This is a genomic window from Schaalia sp. JY-X159 (genome assembly GCF_014525425.1).
Lineage (GTDB): Bacteria > Actinomycetota > Actinomycetes > Actinomycetales > Actinomycetaceae > Scrofimicrobium.
In genome coordinates this window covers 261228-277256 of sequence record NZ_JACEXI010000001.1, presented here as the reverse complement: position 1 = coordinate 277256, position 16029 = coordinate 261228, and the positions used below count along the sequence as shown (strand labels likewise).

Here is a 16029-nt window from a genome sequence, read left to right as displayed (position 1 = left end):
AACTTGGCTTCCGACTTTTCCCCTCTTGAGCAAGAACGCTATGCGCGCAACATTGCGCTCAGAGGTGTTGGAGAGGTTGGGCAACGACGGCTCCTTGAATCCTCCGTCCTCGTCATTGGGGCTGGAGGCTTGGGTTCTGCTGCCCTTCCGTACCTGGCTGCCGCCGGGGTTGGTCAGATCGGGATCGTTGATGGTGACGTTGTTGAACTCACCAATATGCAGCGGCAAGTTCTTCATACTGAGTTCGGTCGCAACAAGGCTGAGTCTGCGGCGCAGCGCCTGCACGAACTGAACCCCGAGGTTGCCGTCGACATCTACCCTGAGATGCTGACGCCAGACCGTGCCCGCAAACTCTTTGCGCGCTATGACCTGGTCTTGGACTGCACTGATACTTTTGCGGCTAAGTTCCTGATTTCGGACGCTGCCGAGGACGTTGGGGTTCCACTGGTGTGGGCAACTGCGGTGGCGTGGCAGGGGCAGTGTTCCGTGTTTGGGGTAGAGGACGAGGACGGGCAGCGGCTTTATCTTCGGGACCTAGTTCCCGAAGAACCCCCACGCGACACCTACAAGATGGCAACCGAGGTTGGGGTGCTGGGAGCCATGGTTGGCCAGATTGGAACTCTGCAGGCCACGGAGGCAATCAAACTGCTGCTCGGTGTGGGGCAACCACTGGTCGGCCGGGTCATGGTCTTGGACGCGCTGTCGCCAAGGTGGGAGACCCTGCCGCTTCGCTCATCAAGGAGGACAAATGTTGAGTGTTGAGGAGTACTTGGACAAAGTCTTGGCTCTGGCCGATCTGGTGCCGAGCAGCGCGGAACCAATTGGTGGGGGCTTTGGCCGGATTCTGGCGGAAGACCTCTTTGCACGCTATCCGGTTCCACCTTTCACAAACTCCGCCATGGATGGGTTTGCGGTGCGGGCAGCAGACTTGGGGATCGGGCCGACCCGCCTGGAAGTCGTCGGTGATATCCCTGCGGGGGCACAGGACGCTCCTCCCGTCGGGGCGGGCGAGGCCGTCAGAATCATGACCGGCGCCCCCCTACCGCGCGGCGCAGACACGGTCATTCCAGTTGAGCTTTCGGACCAGGCCCCAGGTGATGTCCCACTTCCGCGGTCGGTTGTCGTCGATCCATTACCGCGCGGTAGCAACATTCGCCGGAGTGGCGAGGACGTGCCCGTCGGCGCGAAGGTTCTCAGAGGCGGGGCTTCCTGGACGCCCGCGGCTGCCGCCGCTGCCGCTTCAGTTGGTTACAGCGAGGTCCCTCTGCGCCGCCGACCGCGTGTCGCAGTGCTCGCAACCGGTTCGGAGCTGGTGAGCCCGGGCGCACAGTTGGGGTTCGGGCAGATTCCCGACTCAAACTCGATCCTCCTCGCGGGTCTTGTGGAGCAGTTCGGTGGCGAGGTCGTCCTGGCTACCGCGGTTCCCGACTCCGTCTCGCAATTCGAGAATGCCCTCGACCGAGCCGCGAGCCTGGGTGCCGACCTGGTTGTGACCGCGGGTGCCATTTCGGCGGGAGCGTTTGAAGTAGTCAGGCAAAGCCTTGAGGGGAGAGCGTCCTTCAACAAAGTCGCCATGCAACCGGGCAAACCGCAGGCTTGCGGCATGCTGACGCTGCAGGGCCGCCCGACCGCTTTTGTTGGGCTTCCCGGCAACCCCGTGAGCGTCTTTGTTTCGGCTTGGGTATTTCTGCGTCCCCTGTTGGCCAGGTTTCAGGGAGCCGAGGCCGCTTGGCAGGCGGTGGAGCTGGCGACTGAAGAAGGCTGGAAGAGCCCCTCTGGCCGACGCCAGTTCGTGCCTGTGATCACCGGGAATGGCACCGTTTCGCGCAGCCATGCGCTCGGCTCTGGGTCGCACCTAATTGCGTCCTTGCATCTGGCAAATGCGCTCGCGATGGTTCCGGAAGGCGTCACTGCTGTGGCTCCTTCCGACATGCTCAAGGTGTACCCGGTGCGGTAAGTTAAGGGCCGGAGGGGGCAGCCTTGGAGACAAAGAAGAAGTTGCGGCCGGAGATGACACAAGGTCAGCAAACTTGGCATAAGTACACTGACGTACCTTTGATCGTCGCTAGTCTTGCCTATCTGATTGCCTACACATGGCGGGCCATTGGGGATCTGTCCGGTGTTGGATGGACACTGACGACACTAACCATGACAACAACGTGGCTCATGTTCCTCATCGACTACGTGGTGCGTTTCGCAACAGCCAAAGAGAGAGTCCGTTGGTTCGTCACCCATTGGTTCGATCTGCTCTGTGTCATGGTGCCGGTGCTTCGCCTGGTTATTCTGCTGCGTGTCTTTACGCAGCTAGGAAGCAGGTGGGCATCCCCTGGTGATCGGATGCGCGTCCAGGTGATGGTCTACGGAATTGGGGCATCCGTAATCCTCGTCTACATATCCGCACTGGCAGTTCTGGAAGCGGAACGCAATGCTGCGGGCGCAACCATCAAGACGTTCCGCGATGCGATCTGGTGGGCTTGTGTGACGGTGTCAACGACAGGCTACGGCGACTACACCCCTGTCACCAGCGCGGGAAGGCTCACGGCCACGGCCCTCATGTTTGGGGGGATGGCCCTGATTGGGGTTACAACGGCAACGCTGGCCTCTCTGATGATTGAGATCGCATCCCGCCACGAAGCCGATAAGGGAACCAAGGCGGTCCCGCAGTTACCCCACTTCCATCTCCTCCACAACCACGGCGCTTGCACTGAGAATGAAGTCGCTGGCATGGATGAAGATGCCTCCACCACTGTACCGAGCCCAGACGCCCAACACGGAGCCTTCCCGGACGAGGACGCGCCGCCGACCGCACCCTCGTCACCGGCGGGATCACCCTCGTCACCGCCGACCTCGTCCTAGGAGCCCCATGCAGTTCACACACCTCAATGAGCGCGGCGACGCGCGCATGGTCGACGTCACTGCCAAGCAGCCCACGGTCCGCTCCGCGACTGCGGAGGCCATGGTTGCCTGCTCACCGGACGTGGTGCGCGCACTTCGGGACGGAACCGTTCCCAAGGGCGACGTCCTTGCCGTGGCTCGAGTCGCGGGGATCGCCGCCGCGAAAAAGGTCCCGGATCTTCTGCCGCTCGCCCATGTTATCGGCGTGCACGGTGTCGCCCTCGAACTCACCATCGTGGACGAGGGCGTCCAGATCCACGCGGAGGTTCGTACAGCGGACCGTACCGGAGTTGAGATGGAGGCGCTAACAGCGGTGACCGTTGCCGCCCTCGCGATTGTGGACATGGTCAAAGGCGTGGATCGCAGAGCAGAAATCCTTCATGCGCGGGTCACGGCTAAGTCCGGGGGCCGTAGCGGCGACTGGACGAGAAACGCAGACTGACGTCGCGATCGTTTCCGGCCTAACGGTCGTGCCCCACCCCATCCAACGACGCGACTATGCGCTCAAGCATTGGGCCGAGGACGGCCAGAGTATCCCTGGCCCCCCCTCGTGAGCCGGGTGCGTTGACCACCAGTGAACGCGGCAGGCCCGGGAGTTCGACCACGCCCGCCACTCCACGCGAAAGCAGGGCCAGCGGGGTTTTCTCCGCGCCACGGCGTCGGACTTCTTCCATGATCCCGGGGATCTCAGACTCCACCAGTGGCATGGTCGCCTCAACCGCAACATCTTGTGGCAGCAATCCGCTAGCACCCGCGGTGATAACCACCCGCGCGCCCCCGTGAAACGCATCGACCAGGGCGGAAGTTATCAGGGACGTATCGCAAGGCACGATTTGCGGGTCACTTACTTGAAAGCCCAGTGATGCGAGACCTTCGCGCAACACTGTACCGGCACGGTCTTCAGCGGCGTCTTCAAGAGCGGCATCGGAACAAGAAATAACCGTCACTGTCGTCATCACGCCACCCCTGTCCATTCTTGGCTTCCGTCTGCAAAGTGCTGTCGTTTCCACACTGGCAGTTTCATTTTCACCTGCTCTATAACTGCTTCGAGTAGGCGGAAAGCCTCCGCGCGGTGCGGGGCAGACACCGCAGCTCCGAGGGCGATACCACCCACCTCCAAATACCCGGTGCGGTGTAGCACCGCTATCCGACAGGCACCGCTTGCCTGTGCAACCTGCTCTGCGATCTCCTCAACCACCCGACCTGCATCAGGGTGCGCCTCATAGTCGATGGCGGTCACTTGGCGTCCGTCGTCGTGGTTACGCACCTGACCACAGAAGGTCACGACGGCCCCCGCCGTCGGGTCATCAACCGCGTCAACGAGGACGCCCATGTCTAAGGTTTGATCAGAGACACCAGCGATGACAACCCGGGCTGATCCTCCCTGGCTTCTGCCCCTGTTTTGTACCCGGGAAGTGGCCTCCAGGTGTCCATCAAAGCTCTCGAAGGGATCCTCACTTCTGGGAACGGGGTGGTCCCCGTCGCGCATCTGGGAGACGATGTGCTCCAGCAGTGGCCCAATAACCCGAACTGCATCCCGCACCCCACCGACAGACCCGGGAGCGTTGACAATCAGCACCGGTAGACCGTCGAAGCGCCCAACACCCGCAAGACCCCGGGAGAGGGCGGCCTGCGGCACATTCGGGTTTGAACGCAATAGGTTCTCAATGCCGAACATCCGCTGTTCGATGAGAGCCTCAGTTGCCTCAGGAGTCTGGTCCCGTCCTGTCACCCCCGTTCCGCCGGTTGTGAAAACAACATTGACCCCGGCGTCTGCCGCACCCGAGATTGCGGCCCTCACGGTGTCGACGCCATCAGGCACAACATCCGTGCGAACCACCTCGCCGTAGGCGGAAAGTAAGGATGCGGCCAGTGGGCCCGACGCGTCCTCCCGTTCCCCGCGAGAGACCCGATCTGAAACAGTTACGACCGCGATTTTCACCATACCCCCAGCATATCCACTCCACACTGACCAGTACGCTCTATCCTTGGATGCAGGCCGTTTTCAAATAGGGGCAGGTGGGCATCGTGGAACAGGTAGCTGTTGGAAAAGCCGTGCCCCGCCAGCCAGTTGATGATCCCCGCTATCAGCGTATCCGTTCCAAACTCACCGATGCGATCCTCACACTGGCAGCACAGAAGCCTGCCGAGCAGATTTCGGTATCCGAACTGACCGAGGCGGCCGGTATTTCTAGAACCACCTTCTACAAGCACTCCAGCTCCCCGTCCTCATTCCTTGCCGAGCACCTCATCTCAGCTCTAGCGCCGCAAATGGAACCCATCGCACATCTGCTTGACCAGCCCGGCCCCGGCTACCTGCTGCAGTGGCGGGAAATCCACCTCGCCCTCCTCGAACACGTGGCCGCCAATCACCGTGTTTACAACCATGTTCTTCCCGAGGGCGGGCAATCAGTCGTTCTGGCCATGATCACTTCGTACTTCGATGCCCTCTTCGAGGAGTTCGTCCGCGATTTCGTGCGTCACGTCGAAGGGCCGGTCCCCTCGGAACTGTGGATCCAGATGGCTTCTTCCCAACAGGTTCACAACACCATTGCCATGGTGCAGTCCTGGCTGAAGACAGGCATGGCAGAAGATCCAGACGAGGTCGTGGCTGCCTATTTCAGCCTGCTACCTCCCTGGCAGGTCGCGCACGTCTCAGAGCTGGGTCGTTCCACCCTCAGGGTCGATCCGATCCAGGGTCTCCTTAGCGCGAGTTTCGGTCCCGATGGTGAACGCCTCGATAACGAAGTGGGGATCGGTCCCAACCTTCTCCACGGCCGAGGACGAATCACCCTGGGAACTACGCGGCATAAACCGTCACCTGAGTTGCCTTGACCGCAAACACAACCCTGCTACCAGGATAGAGATCAAGGTCAGCCAAAGCCTTGACCGTAATGTCGGCTGCCAGGCTCTGGCCCGACGACTCGCCGTGGATACGCACCAAGCCGTTGGCAGGCTCAATCTCCCTTACTGTGACTTCAAAGTTATTGCGAGGACTGCCCTGGATCGCCGCCGGATAGACAGAAACAGCTCGGGGAGAGAAAGCAGCCGCCGCCATATCCCCGGTGCGCGGCTCCTCACCCATTCCGAGCACTGTCATCCCTCCGGGACCGACCACCGCACCACCCTGAAATCGTCCTCGAACAAGGTTCAGCCCAGCCAACCCGGCGGTGAAAGATGTCTTGGGATTATAGAGAACCTGGTCGGTGGGCCCACGCTCCGCCACCCGCCCATCCTCCAAAACGATCACGTAGTCAGAGAGCAGCGCCGCATCCACCAGATCATGCGTGACGATCAGCGTCGTTTGCCCTTCGAGGACGCGCCGCAGAACCCGGCGCAGTGCGGGTGCAACAGCAACGTCGAGGGCAGCCATTGGCTCATCCAAGAGCAACAGTTCAGGTTGAGCCGCCAACGCGCGCGCCACAGCCACACGTTGGGCCTGTCCCCCCGATAATTCGCCCGGCCTGCGGCTGGCGAACTCAGCCATCCCGACCTCGTCCAACCAATGTGCTGCCAACCGCGCGGCCTCCCCGCGGGGCACATGCTTAGCAAGCGGCCCAAATGCCGTGTTCTGCGCGACCGTTTTATGTGGGAACAAAAGGGGCTCTTGCGACAGCAGCGAGACCCCCCGCGTGTGAGGAGCAGTCCACTTGGGAATGTCGAAGAGCATCTTGTCACCGAGGAACGCGCGCCCGCTATCCGGTCGCAACACCCCGGCAAGAATGCTCAACAGCGTCGACTTACCCGAACCATTGCGTCCGAGGACTGCAACGTGGGTTCCGTCCTCGACCTCAATCTGCACGTCAAAGTTGCGCGACGCGACCTGGGCATCAAACAGCAAACTCATCGCTGTGACCGCCTCGAAATGGCCGTCGTGGCGGCGGTGACCAACACAGACACCACCACCAGCAAGAGGGAAAGAGCTATGGCGGCCTGGGGATCCTTGACTCGTTGCAGATAAATCTCTAACGGAAGCGTCCGCGTCACGCCCTCGAGACTCCCAGCAAACGTGATCGTCGCACCAAACTCGCCCAACGCCCGAGCAAACGAAAGAATTGCGGCGGACACCAACCCAGGCACCACGAGCGGCAGGGTCACCTGCCGCAAAGCCACGGACGGACTCGCGCCCAGCGTCGCCGCAACCACCTCATACTTACGCCCGTACGTCCGCAACGTCCCCTCCAGGGACACCACCAAAAACGGGAGTGCCACAAACGTTTGGGCCAGGACGACCGCAGTCGTCGAGAACGCAATGTTCATTCCAAACACTTCGAGGTACCGGCCAATCAGGCCGCGCCTCCCGAAGGTGTAGAGCAAAGCAATCCCGCCAACTACCGGCGGAAGAACCATGGGCAGCAAAACCAGGGAACGAAGAAGGGTCTGCCCCCGAAACGAACCGCGTGCCAGGACAATCGCCATCGGAACACCGAAGATGATGCACAGAAGCGTCGACACGCTTGCGGTTTGTAGGCTGAGGATGAGGGCGGTCCGGGATGAGGGACTGGTGATGAGGGACCAAAAGTTGCTCCACTCAATCCTGGTTCCCATTGCGATGAGGGGAACCAGGATGAATGCGCCCCCGATGACCGCTGGCACATAGAGCCAGCCAGGTATGCCCGAATACTCCCTCGTCACCGGTCTGCTAGCTTGTTTGGGCAGGACCGAAGCCCGCATCCTTGAGGATCTGCTGGACTGAATCGCTGAGGATGAAGTCGACCCACTCCTGACCAAGTTCAGGCTCCGCGCCCGTGGTCACAGCAACGATTGGGTTCTTGTTGACAGCGTCGGCCGACTCTGGGAATGCTATGGCCTCAACGGTGTCCCCGGCCGAGATGGCATCGGTCTTGTAGGCCAGGCCAGCGTCGGCTTCACCGGCTTGAACCTTGGCGAGGACGTCAGTGACTGACTGCTCCTCAGAGACTGGCTTCAGCGTCACCCCACTGGCTTCGACAACCTTCTGGGTTGCAGCCCCGCATGGTACTTCCGGGGCGCAGATCACCAGCAGCAGACCCTCTTTGGTGAGGTCTTGAAAAGTTGCGATCTGTGCGGGATTGTCCGGGGGCGTGACAATCGTCAGTTCGTTCGTTGCGTAGATGATCGGCTCGCTTGAGTTCAGCCCCGCCTCAACAACAGGCGCCATCTGCTTCTCATTTGCAGATGCAAATACGTCGGCTGGAGCGCCCTCGACGATTTGCTCTTGCAGATCCTGGGAGCCCGCGAAGTTGAAGACAACCTTGACGCCCTCATGCTCGTCCTCAAACGTCTTCGCCAGCTCGGTGAAGGTTGGCTCCATTGACGCGGCTGCGAACACTGTCAGTGTCCGTGCTTCACTCGAGGAAGTATCGCCCGAAGTAGCAGACTGAGTCGACGTACCTGCGGCCCCGGATTCTGCCGACGTGTCACCCCCGGCAGCGCAACCGCCGAGCAAAAGCGAGGTGATGCCAAGTCCGAGGACGACCTTGCTGAGAATGCTTCTTTCCATTGCATGTGCCTCTCTAGTTTGCGGCTTCGACTATGACGGTGGTTGCCTTCACCACTGCGACCGCGACGACCCCTGGCTCCAAGCCGAGGTCGCCCACAGCCTCCGTGCTCATCAGCGAGACGATGCGGAAGGGTCCGCACTGCATTTCAACCTGGGACATGACACGGTCGGAGGTCACTTTGGTTACCAGTCCCACCAGTCGGTTGCGTGCGGATGTTTGACCGCCCGTTGGATCAGGCGGCGGAGCTGCAAGGGACTGGGCAAACTCTGCGAGTTCACGCCCGTCCACGACTTTTCTGTTGCTGGAGTCAAGCCCCGCGCTGAGCAGCCCCGTCTCAATCCACCGCCGCACGGTGTCGTCACTGACCCCGAGAAACTGCGCCGCTTCGCTAATCCGTATTTGCGTCATAGATTGCAGTATAGACACGCATTTGCGGTTCGTGCTACTGGCGCCTCAGAAGCCTTTTCAGCCGCAATACGGAAGACAGCCCGTGCAGATTAGGCGTGGTTTCACCACTGTGGAGAGCGATCTGCAATTACGCAACACTTCCCTGATCATATAGGGCAAACTTTGCTCTATACGACACGTGTGGAATAGGCGTATTTCCGCGGAAACCAGCCTTTTTCAAGCCATTCGTTGTTGAATAGAAGCACTTGGGTGAAGACGCCCAATCCGCATGAAGTTGAGTGAGGAAACCGATGGCTGACACCTCCCCATTTACACTCCCAGACTCCGTTGCCAAGCTTGGTGCGTTTCTGCGACCTGCCGCCACTGCCGCAAACTCTCGGCAGCTTTTTCTCGAGGGCGGACGTGAGGCGGATCAGTTCTACCGCCAACGCTGGAACCACGACCGCAAGGTCCGCTCAACCCATGGGGTGAACTGCACGGGCTCGTGCTCGTGGTGGGTGTTCGTGAAGAATGGTGTGATCACCTGGGAAACCCAGGCGGTTGACTACCCGACCACCGGCCCGGACATGCCCGAGTACGAACCGCGCGGCTGCCCTCGTGGAGCCGCGTTCTCCTGGTACACCTACTCCCCAACCCGTATCCGCCACCCCTATGCGCGCGGCATCCTCTTGGACTACTACCGCGAAGCCAAAGAGCGGTTGGGAGACCCCGTCCTCGCCTGGCGAGACGTTGTCGAGGACCCTGAGAAGTCTGCCAGGTACAAGTCTGCACGAGGCAGGGGTGGCCTGGTGAGGTGCTCGTGGCAGGAAGCGATGGAAATCGCCACAGCCGCCCACGTCTACACCACGAAGCGGTACGGGCCAGACAGGATGTTTGGCTTTTCAGTCATTCCGGCGATGTCGCAGGTTTCGTACGGCGCGGGGTCGCGTTTCTATGAACTCATGGGCGGATCGATGCTGTCGTTCTACGACTGGTACGCGGACCTTCCCCCGGCCTCGCCCGAAGTTTTCGGTGACCAGACCGATGTTCCGGAGTCTGGCGACTGGTACAACTCCCAGTACTTGATCATGTGGGGCTCCAATGTCCCTCAGACGAGGACGCCCGACGCCCACTTCATGACAGAGGCCCGCTACCACGGCCAAAAGGTTGTGGCTGTTTCCCCGGACTTCGCCGCCAATACCAAGTTCGCTGATGAATGGCTGCGTGTCGCACCCGGCGCTGACGGCGCTTTAGCCATGGCGATGGGGCACGTCATCCTCAAAGAGTTCCATGTGCAGCGCCAAGAGCCGTTCTTCTTGGACTACATGGCAAAGTTCACCGACTCCCCCTTCCTGGTCAAACTTGAGGAGAAGGACGGGGCGTATGTTCCGGGGAAGTTCCTCACTGCTGCCGAGGGCGCTGCGGGACCAGAGCTGGTCGACTCGGAAAACGCTGCGTTCCGCACCCTGGTGTGGGACAAAGAGCGTGGCATCGTCGACCCGGGTGGTACCTCTGCCGACCACTTTGGTGCAGAAGGCATGGGCAAATGGAACCTGGAGATGGAAGGAGTGGACCCCTTCCTTTCCGCGGATGAAATCGCGGGAGCCGAGGGCGTAGAGATCCTTCTTCCCCGCTTCGACCTTCCGGCCACACCCGAACAGGTGTCACCGGGTACCGGCATCGTCAAGCGCGGTGTGCCGGCCGTGAAGGTTGATGGCAACCTTGTCACCACCGTCTACGACATCCTCCTTGCGCAGTACGGCGTAGAGCGCGAGGGAATCCCCGGTGAGTGGCCCGCAGGCTACGACGACGTCGACGCGGTTCCGACACCCGCGTGGCAGGAAACCCACACCGGGGTTCCCGCCAATGCAGCGGTTCGGATCGGTCGCGAGTTCGCCCAGAACGCCATTGATTCCAAAGGCCGGTCCATGGTCATCCTTGGGGCTGGTGTCAACCACTACTACCACGCTGACACCATGTACCGGACGATCTTGGCCCTGACCTCAATGTGTGCGACGCAGGGGGTCAACGGTGGCGGATGGGCCCACTACGTCGGACAAGAGAAAGTGCGCCCGATCACAGGCTGGGCCCAGTTTGCCTTCGGCCTCGACTGGGTGCGCCCGGCACGCCAGATGATCACCACGGGGTTCTTCTATCTGATCACCGACCAGTGGCGCTACGACGGGACCCCCGTCGACAAGTTGCGTTCACCCCTTGCCGACCTCGACTGGAAGGGCAAGTCAACAGCTGACACGCTGGTGGAGTCGATGAAGCGAGGTTGGATGCCTTCGTTCCCCACCTTTGACAGGTCAACCCTGCTGCTGGGCCAGGAAGCACGGGAAGCCGGAATGGCGGGTCCTGCCTACGTGGTGGACCAACTTGAGAAGGGTGAACTGAAGTTTGCTGCCGAGGATCCTGATAACCCGGAGAACTTCCCGCGCATCCTCACCTCCTGGCGCACCAACCTCCTGGGTAACACGGCCAAGGGCGCGGAGTTTTTCTACCGGCACATGGTTGGCACAGATGACGCGGTGTCCGCTGCTGAACTCCCTGAAGACCGTCGACCCGAAACCATGGTGTGGCGCGAAGCTGCAGCCTCGGGCAAAGTCGACCTGATGATGACAGTGGACTTCCGCAACACGACCACGACGTTGATGTCCGATCTCGTCCTCCCCGCGGCGACCTGGTATGAAAAGCGGGACCTGTCATCGACTGACATGCACCCCTACATTCACGCCTTCGACGCCGCGATTGACCCGCCGTGGGAGGCACGCACAGACTACGAAATCTTCCAGGAACTGGCAGGCCAAGTTTCGAAGATGGCGGAGGTTCACCTCGGCAAACAAACCGACATCATCCCGGTTCCAATGGCCCACGACACTCCGGACGAGTACGCAAATCCCGGCGGGGTTGTCGCTGACCTGGACAAGATCCCCCTTACCCCCGGGGTTAACATGCCGAAGTTGGTTCCCGTTGAGCGGGATTACACGACGCTCATCGACCGCTTCAACTCCCTCGGGCCGCTCGCAGACAAGGTCGGTCTGGTCACCAAGGGTGTCGTCTACGACCCGAGCGTCGAGGTCGAGGCCCTCGGTAAGCAGTACGGAACGCACCCGAATAACGGCAGGCCACAGATCGACAGTGCCGAAGCCGCGTGCGACATGATCCTCTCCCTGTCAGGCACCACCAACGGGCGTCTAGCGACAACCGGTTTCGAAACTCTGGAAAAGAGAACTGGAACCAAACTCGCTGACCTCTCCGCGGGGCTCGAAGACAAGAAGGTCACCATCCGCCAACTCAATGAGAAGGGACCGGAGAGCGTCATCACCTCACCGGAATGGTCCGGCTCAGAGCATGGGGGGCGGCGCTATTCAGCGTTCGTGCAGAACATTGAACGAGGGCGTCCCTTCCACACCTTGACGGGTCGGCAGCACTACTATCTGGACCACGACTGGATGCGCGACCTCGGCGAATCACTGCCGATCTTCAAGGCGCCTCTCGCCCTCGACACTCTGTACGGCGAACCAACGGTCGGTGAAACCGGCACGGTCGACGGGGAAACCAGCGTGGCGGTCCGCTATTTGACCCCGCACCACAAGTGGGCAATCCACTCGCAGTACTACGACAACCCCCACATGTTGACGCTGGGGCGCGGCGGGCAAACCGTGTGGATCAGCCCCGAGGATGCGGCGACAATCGGGGTGGCCGACAACGAGTGGATCGAGGCATGGAACCGCAACGGGGTCGTCGTTGCTAGGGCGATTGTCTCCCACCGGCTCCCCCGCGGAACTGTCTACATGTACCACGCACAGGAACGCATCATGGGGACCCCGCTAACCGAAACGAACGGGCGACGCGGAGGCATCCATAACTCCCTCACCCGCGTCATGATCAAACCCACCCACCTGATCGGTGGCTACGCTCAACACTCCTACGCATTCAACTACGTGGGACCAACGGGTAGCCAACGTGACGAAGTCACCCGGATCCGTAAGCGCAGCCAGGAGGTTACGTACTGATGAAAGTCATGGCTCAAGTCGCGATGGTAATGAACCTGGACAAGTGCATTGGGTGCCACACCTGTTCGGTTACCTGCAAGCAGACATGGACGAACCGCTCTGGCACTGAGTACATGTGGTTCAACAATGTTGAGACCCGCCCCGGTGGTGGCTATCCGGCGCAGTGGGAGGACCAAGAGAAATGGCGTGGCGGGTGGAAGCGCACGAAGGCTGGCAAAGTTGTGCCGCGTTCGGGGGGACGACTCTCCGTCCTCAGCCAGATTTTTGCGTCCCCGCGCATGCCGATGCTGGACGACTACTACGAACCGTGGACGTATGAGTACGACAAGCTGCTCAGCGCCCCGCGGGATTCCAAGTATTTCCCTGTTGCACGTCCGGTCAGCCAGATCACCGGTGACAACATCGATACTGTCGCCTGGGGACCAAACTGGGATGATGATCTTGGCGGGGGCGAGGCCGCGTTGGCTGGGGATCCGATCTTGAAAGAGATCGCCACCAAGGTGAAGGCCGACATTGAGTCTTCGTTCATGTTCTACCTGCCGAGGATTTGTGAACACTGCCTGAACCCAACCTGCATGGCTGCCTGCCCGTCGGGGGCGATCTATAAGCGGAATGAAGACGGAATCGTCCTGGTTGATCAGGATGCCTGCCGTGGTTGGCGCATGTGTGTGGCGGCATGCCCGTACAAGAAGATTTACTTCAATCATGAGACGGGTAAGTCTGAGAAGTGCACGCTCTGTTACCCGCGGATTGAGATTGGTGAACCAACGGTTTGCTCGGAGACCTGCGTGGGGCGCCTGCGCTACCTGGGTGTCATGCTTTATGACGCAGATCGGGTCGGAGAGGCTGCTGCAACTGAAAATGAGCAGGACCTTTACGAGGCGCAGATGGACATCCTTCTGGATCCGAACGACCCGCTGGTGGTCGCTGCGGCCCGGGCCGAAGGGATTTCAGATAGGTGGTTGCTTGCCGCTCAAGAGTCTCCGATCTGGTCTTTGATCAAGGAGTACCGCCTGGCCCTCCCCCTGCACCCGGAATACCGGACGATGCCGATGGTTTGGTACGTGCCGCCGCTGGCCCCCGTGGTGGATGCGGTGACCGCATCGGGTGCAGACGGTGAAGACCACAGGATTTTGCTCACCACACTGTCGAAGATGCGTATTCCCTTGGACTACCTTGCAGAGCTGTTCACGGCTGGGGATCCGCGCCCCGTTGAGTTGGCGTTGCGCAGGCTTGCGGCCATGCGTTCCCACATGCGGGATGTCAACCTGGGCCGGGAGGTTGATGAGGAGATAGCTGAATCGGTCGGTATGACCGGGAAACAGCTTGAAGAGATGTACCGCCTGCTAGCGATCGCCAAGTATGACGACCGCTACGTGATTCCCGAGGGCGGAAGTGCGCCTGCCCCGCGCATGGAGGAACTGGGAATCGACACGGAAGGCATGGGTGATGCTGGGTATTTGGGCGAGGGCGCGCCCTCGGCCTGCACGTCGGCAATCGGTTGTGGTTCCACCGGTGGAACGCGGCGTGAACCAGTCTTCGTTGACCTCAAACGCCCATCTGACAGTTCGGCATTGCGATGACGAAGCCGGTTCGTTTTCTCATCCCTTCGCCAGTGGCTCCCATCGAGCCAGTGGCGTGCACCGAGCAGCAGATCCGCACGGCTCACATGCTCATTGCTGCCTGGCTGACCTACCCCGAGGAACGGTTTGATCCGGCCCTGGCCGCGTACGACGAGGTTCGTGATGCGCTCCCCGCGGGTATTCGCGTGCACTTGGACGCGTTCGTCGACTGGGCGGTGACCCGCCCTCGTCGTGAGGTTTGTGAGCACTACGTTGAGGTTTTTGACCAGCGGCGTCGCACTGCCCTGTACCTGAGCTACTACGTTGCTGGTGACACCCGGCTGCGGGGTAGCGCTATTTTGGGTTTCAAGGACTTCCTTGGTGCTTTGGGCTATGAGAATGGCACCGATGAGCTTGATGACTATCTCCCGGTGATTCTTGAGCTCTCAGCGACCTCTGGTGATCCTTTAGTCGTGCAGTTGCTGGCCGCCCACCGCGATGGCCTTGAGGTGATGCGTTCTGCCCTGCACGCTGCACACTCCCCCTACGCACACCTTCTTGACGGCCTTGTCTGCACTCTTCCGGAGGTTTCGGATGAGGTCGTCGAGCGTTTTCAACGACTCATTACCCAGGGTCCGCCCACCGAAATGGTCGGAGTCAACTTCGCTTGGAGCACATCATGAACACATTCCTGTGGATCATTTTCCCCTACCTGGCTTTAGCATCTTTGTTTTTTGGGATTGTCTGGCGGTGGCGGACCGACAAGTTCGGGTGGGTGACGCGTTCTTCAGAGACGTATGAACGCACGTGGCTGCGGATTTCATCCCCGCTGTTCCACTACGGGATCCTTCTTGTGGTGATGGGCCACCTGGTCGGTCTTGCTGTCCCAGAGTCGTGGACCTCTGCAATTGGTATTAGTGAGGGTCTCTATCACTTCATGGCATTGTCGCTGGGCACAGTCGCGGCAATCATGACGATCATTGGTCTGGCGGGCCTGCTGGTACGCAGATTCGTGGTGAGGTCGGTCAAGCTCGCAACCTCTCCAGGTGACATCGTCATGTACGTCATCCTTGTTGCAGCCATCGCCTTGGGAACGCTGGCAACTGTTTCGACACAGATTTTTGGTGGCGAACATGGGTACAACTACCGGGAGACAATCAGCCCGTGGTTCCGCTCTCTGTTCTACTTCCACCCGGAAGCCCAGTTGATGGTTGATGTGCCGTGGGAGTTTAAGCTGCACATTATTGCCGGCCTGCTCCTGTTTGCAGTTCTGCCCTACACACGTCTTGTGCACGCGGTCGCGCCACCTGTCCTCTACCCCGTTCGCCCCTACATGGTGTACCGCAGCCGGGGAACGGAAGTTGGTTCACCAGGAAACTGGCAGGGCACCGGCAAGTCACCTTCACGGGATAGCGTCTCCAGCGGATCGTACCGTTCAACGTTTACGACGGAGAAGGACTAGCAATCCCGCCCGCCCGGTCTCGAACCCACCTGGCGGGCCGCGGCATCGCCCGAACTGACTCTGCCCGAACTGACCCTGCCCGGCCTCGCCGGGCCTAACCCAGCCCCGCCTTGCCGGACCCTGCCAGCGCCCGCGGGAGCCACAGCTTGCAGAATGCAATCTGTCGTACGATGGGCAACACATATATGTGGTCATGAAAGGCCCATATGCCCCGAGCGGAC

The 16029-nt window shown here is 60.6% G+C and carries 15 protein-coding genes; 9 read left to right on the top strand and 6 right to left on the bottom strand.

The features are described 5' to 3' along the window. Positions 1-3 precede the first annotated feature (3 nt). From IDL90_RS01200 to moaC, 4 genes are read left to right on the top strand one after another with little or no spacing between them, the layout of a single operon-like run. Positions 4-762, top strand: coding sequence for a HesA/MoeB/ThiF family protein (locus IDL90_RS01200; protein WP_187994062.1), 759 nt, complete (start codon positions 4-6; stop codon positions 760-762). Next, complete coding sequence (gene glp, locus IDL90_RS01195) at positions 749-1957, top strand: gephyrin-like molybdotransferase Glp (RefSeq protein WP_187994061.1); 1209 nt, start codon at positions 749-751, stop codon at positions 1955-1957. The genes IDL90_RS01200 and glp overlap by 14 nt, the downstream gene beginning before the upstream one ends. Positions 1958-1980: 23 nt before the next feature. Beyond that, the gene (locus IDL90_RS01190) at positions 1981-2856 is read left to right on the top strand and encodes a potassium channel family protein (RefSeq protein ID WP_187994060.1); all 876 of its coding nucleotides are present in this window, start codon (positions 1981-1983) and stop codon (positions 2854-2856) included. Between the two features lie 7 nt (positions 2857-2863). Continuing rightward, complete coding sequence (gene moaC / locus IDL90_RS01185) at positions 2864-3337, top strand: cyclic pyranopterin monophosphate synthase MoaC (protein WP_187994059.1); 474 nt, start codon at positions 2864-2866, stop codon at positions 3335-3337. Positions 3338-3356: 19 nt separating this feature from the next. Here the strand turns inward: moaC and IDL90_RS01180 are convergent, their stop codons facing one another. Next, a complete protein-coding gene (locus tag IDL90_RS01180; RefSeq protein ID WP_223175098.1) occupies positions 3357-3851 on the bottom strand; it encodes a molybdopterin-binding protein in 495 nt (164 codons plus the stop codon). Beyond that, positions 3851-4840 (bottom strand): molybdenum cofactor biosynthesis protein MoaE, encoded by a 990-nt coding sequence (locus IDL90_RS11645; RefSeq protein ID WP_187994057.1) that lies wholly within the window; start codon positions 4838-4840, stop codon positions 3851-3853. The genes IDL90_RS01180 and IDL90_RS11645 overlap by 1 nt, the downstream gene beginning before the upstream one ends. A gap of 83 nt (positions 4841-4923) precedes the next feature. Here IDL90_RS11645 and IDL90_RS01170 point away from each other — a divergent pair, with 83 nt between their 5' ends. After that, the gene (locus IDL90_RS01170) at positions 4924-5730 is read left to right on the top strand and encodes a TetR/AcrR family transcriptional regulator (RefSeq protein WP_187994056.1); all 807 of its coding nucleotides are present in this window, start codon (positions 4924-4926) and stop codon (positions 5728-5730) included. Here the strand turns inward: IDL90_RS01170 and IDL90_RS01165 are convergent. Genes IDL90_RS01165 through IDL90_RS01150 form a run of 4 tightly spaced genes read right to left on the bottom strand, consistent with a single transcriptional unit; the run spans position 5696 to position 8786 of the window. Beyond that, a complete protein-coding gene (locus IDL90_RS01165; protein WP_187994055.1) occupies positions 5696-6742 on the bottom strand; it encodes a sulfate/molybdate ABC transporter ATP-binding protein in 1047 nt (348 codons plus the stop codon). The genes IDL90_RS01170 and IDL90_RS01165 overlap by 35 nt on opposite strands. Beyond that, positions 6739-7530, bottom strand: coding sequence for an ABC transporter permease (locus tag IDL90_RS01160; RefSeq protein ID WP_220458717.1), 792 nt, complete (start codon positions 7528-7530; stop codon positions 6739-6741). The genes IDL90_RS01165 and IDL90_RS01160 overlap by 4 nt, the downstream gene beginning before the upstream one ends. 7 nt (positions 7531-7537) lie before the next feature. Further along, positions 7538-8377: a molybdate ABC transporter substrate-binding protein gene (modA, locus tag IDL90_RS01155; RefSeq protein ID WP_187994054.1), complete on the bottom strand. Its 840-nt coding sequence runs from the start codon at positions 8375-8377 to the stop codon at positions 7538-7540. Between the two features lie 13 nt (positions 8378-8390). After that, positions 8391-8786 carry a molybdopterin-binding protein gene (locus IDL90_RS01150; RefSeq protein WP_182140899.1) on the bottom strand — a complete coding sequence of 132 codons (396 nt, stop codon included), beginning with the start codon at positions 8784-8786 and terminating at the stop codon, positions 8391-8393. 290 nt (positions 8787-9076) lie between these two features. Here IDL90_RS01150 and IDL90_RS01145 point away from each other — a divergent pair, with 290 nt between their 5' ends. Genes IDL90_RS01145 through narI form a run of 4 tightly spaced genes read left to right on the top strand, consistent with a single transcriptional unit; the run spans position 9077 to position 15808 of the window. Continuing rightward, complete coding sequence (locus IDL90_RS01145; RefSeq protein ID WP_187994053.1) at positions 9077-12784, top strand: nitrate reductase subunit alpha; 3708 nt, start codon at positions 9077-9079, stop codon at positions 12782-12784. Further along, positions 12784-14367: a nitrate reductase subunit beta gene (narH, locus tag IDL90_RS01140; RefSeq protein WP_187994052.1), complete on the top strand. Its 1584-nt coding sequence runs from the start codon at positions 12784-12786 to the stop codon at positions 14365-14367. The genes IDL90_RS01145 and narH overlap by 1 nt, the downstream gene beginning before the upstream one ends. Continuing rightward, positions 14364-15029, top strand: a complete 666-nt coding sequence (gene narJ / locus IDL90_RS01135; protein ID WP_187994051.1) for a nitrate reductase molybdenum cofactor assembly chaperone — start codon at positions 14364-14366, stop codon at positions 15027-15029. The genes narH and narJ overlap by 4 nt, the downstream gene beginning before the upstream one ends. Beyond that, positions 15026-15808: a respiratory nitrate reductase subunit gamma gene (gene narI, locus IDL90_RS01130; RefSeq protein WP_187994050.1), complete on the top strand. Its 783-nt coding sequence runs from the start codon at positions 15026-15028 to the stop codon at positions 15806-15808. Before narJ ends, narI begins: the two co-directional genes overlap by 4 nt. Positions 15809-16029: the final 221 nt, after the last annotated feature.

Excerpts from the sequence above, each read along its gene's own strand:
- glp (WP_187994061.1), top strand. The coding sequence starts at position 749 with ATGTTGAGTGTTGAGGAGTACTTGGACAAAGTCTTGGCTCTGGCCGAT.
- moaC (WP_187994059.1), top strand. The coding sequence starts at position 2,864 with ATGCAGTTCACACACCTCAATGAGCGCGGCGACGCGCGCATGGTCGAC.
- IDL90_RS01180 (WP_223175098.1), bottom strand. The coding sequence starts at position 3,851 with ATGACGACAGTGACGGTTATTTCTTGTTCCGATGCCGCTCTTGAAGAC.
- IDL90_RS11645 (WP_187994057.1), bottom strand. The coding sequence starts at position 4,840 with ATGGTGAAAATCGCGGTCGTAACTGTTTCAGATCGGGTCTCTCGCGGG.
- IDL90_RS01165 (WP_187994055.1), bottom strand. The coding sequence starts at position 6,742 with ATGAGTTTGCTGTTTGATGCCCAGGTCGCGTCGCGCAACTTTGACGTG.
- modA (WP_187994054.1), bottom strand. The coding sequence starts at position 8,377 with ATGGAAAGAAGCATTCTCAGCAAGGTCGTCCTCGGACTTGGCATCACC.
- IDL90_RS01150 (WP_182140899.1), bottom strand. The coding sequence starts at position 8,786 with ATGACGCAAATACGGATTAGCGAAGCGGCGCAGTTTCTCGGGGTCAGT.
- IDL90_RS01145 (WP_187994053.1), top strand. The coding sequence starts at position 9,077 with ATGGCTGACACCTCCCCATTTACACTCCCAGACTCCGTTGCCAAGCTT.
- narH (WP_187994052.1), top strand. The coding sequence starts at position 12,784 with ATGAAAGTCATGGCTCAAGTCGCGATGGTAATGAACCTGGACAAGTGC.
- narJ (WP_187994051.1), top strand. The coding sequence starts at position 14,364 with ATGACGAAGCCGGTTCGTTTTCTCATCCCTTCGCCAGTGGCTCCCATC.
- narI (WP_187994050.1), top strand. The coding sequence starts at position 15,026 with ATGAACACATTCCTGTGGATCATTTTCCCCTACCTGGCTTTAGCATCT.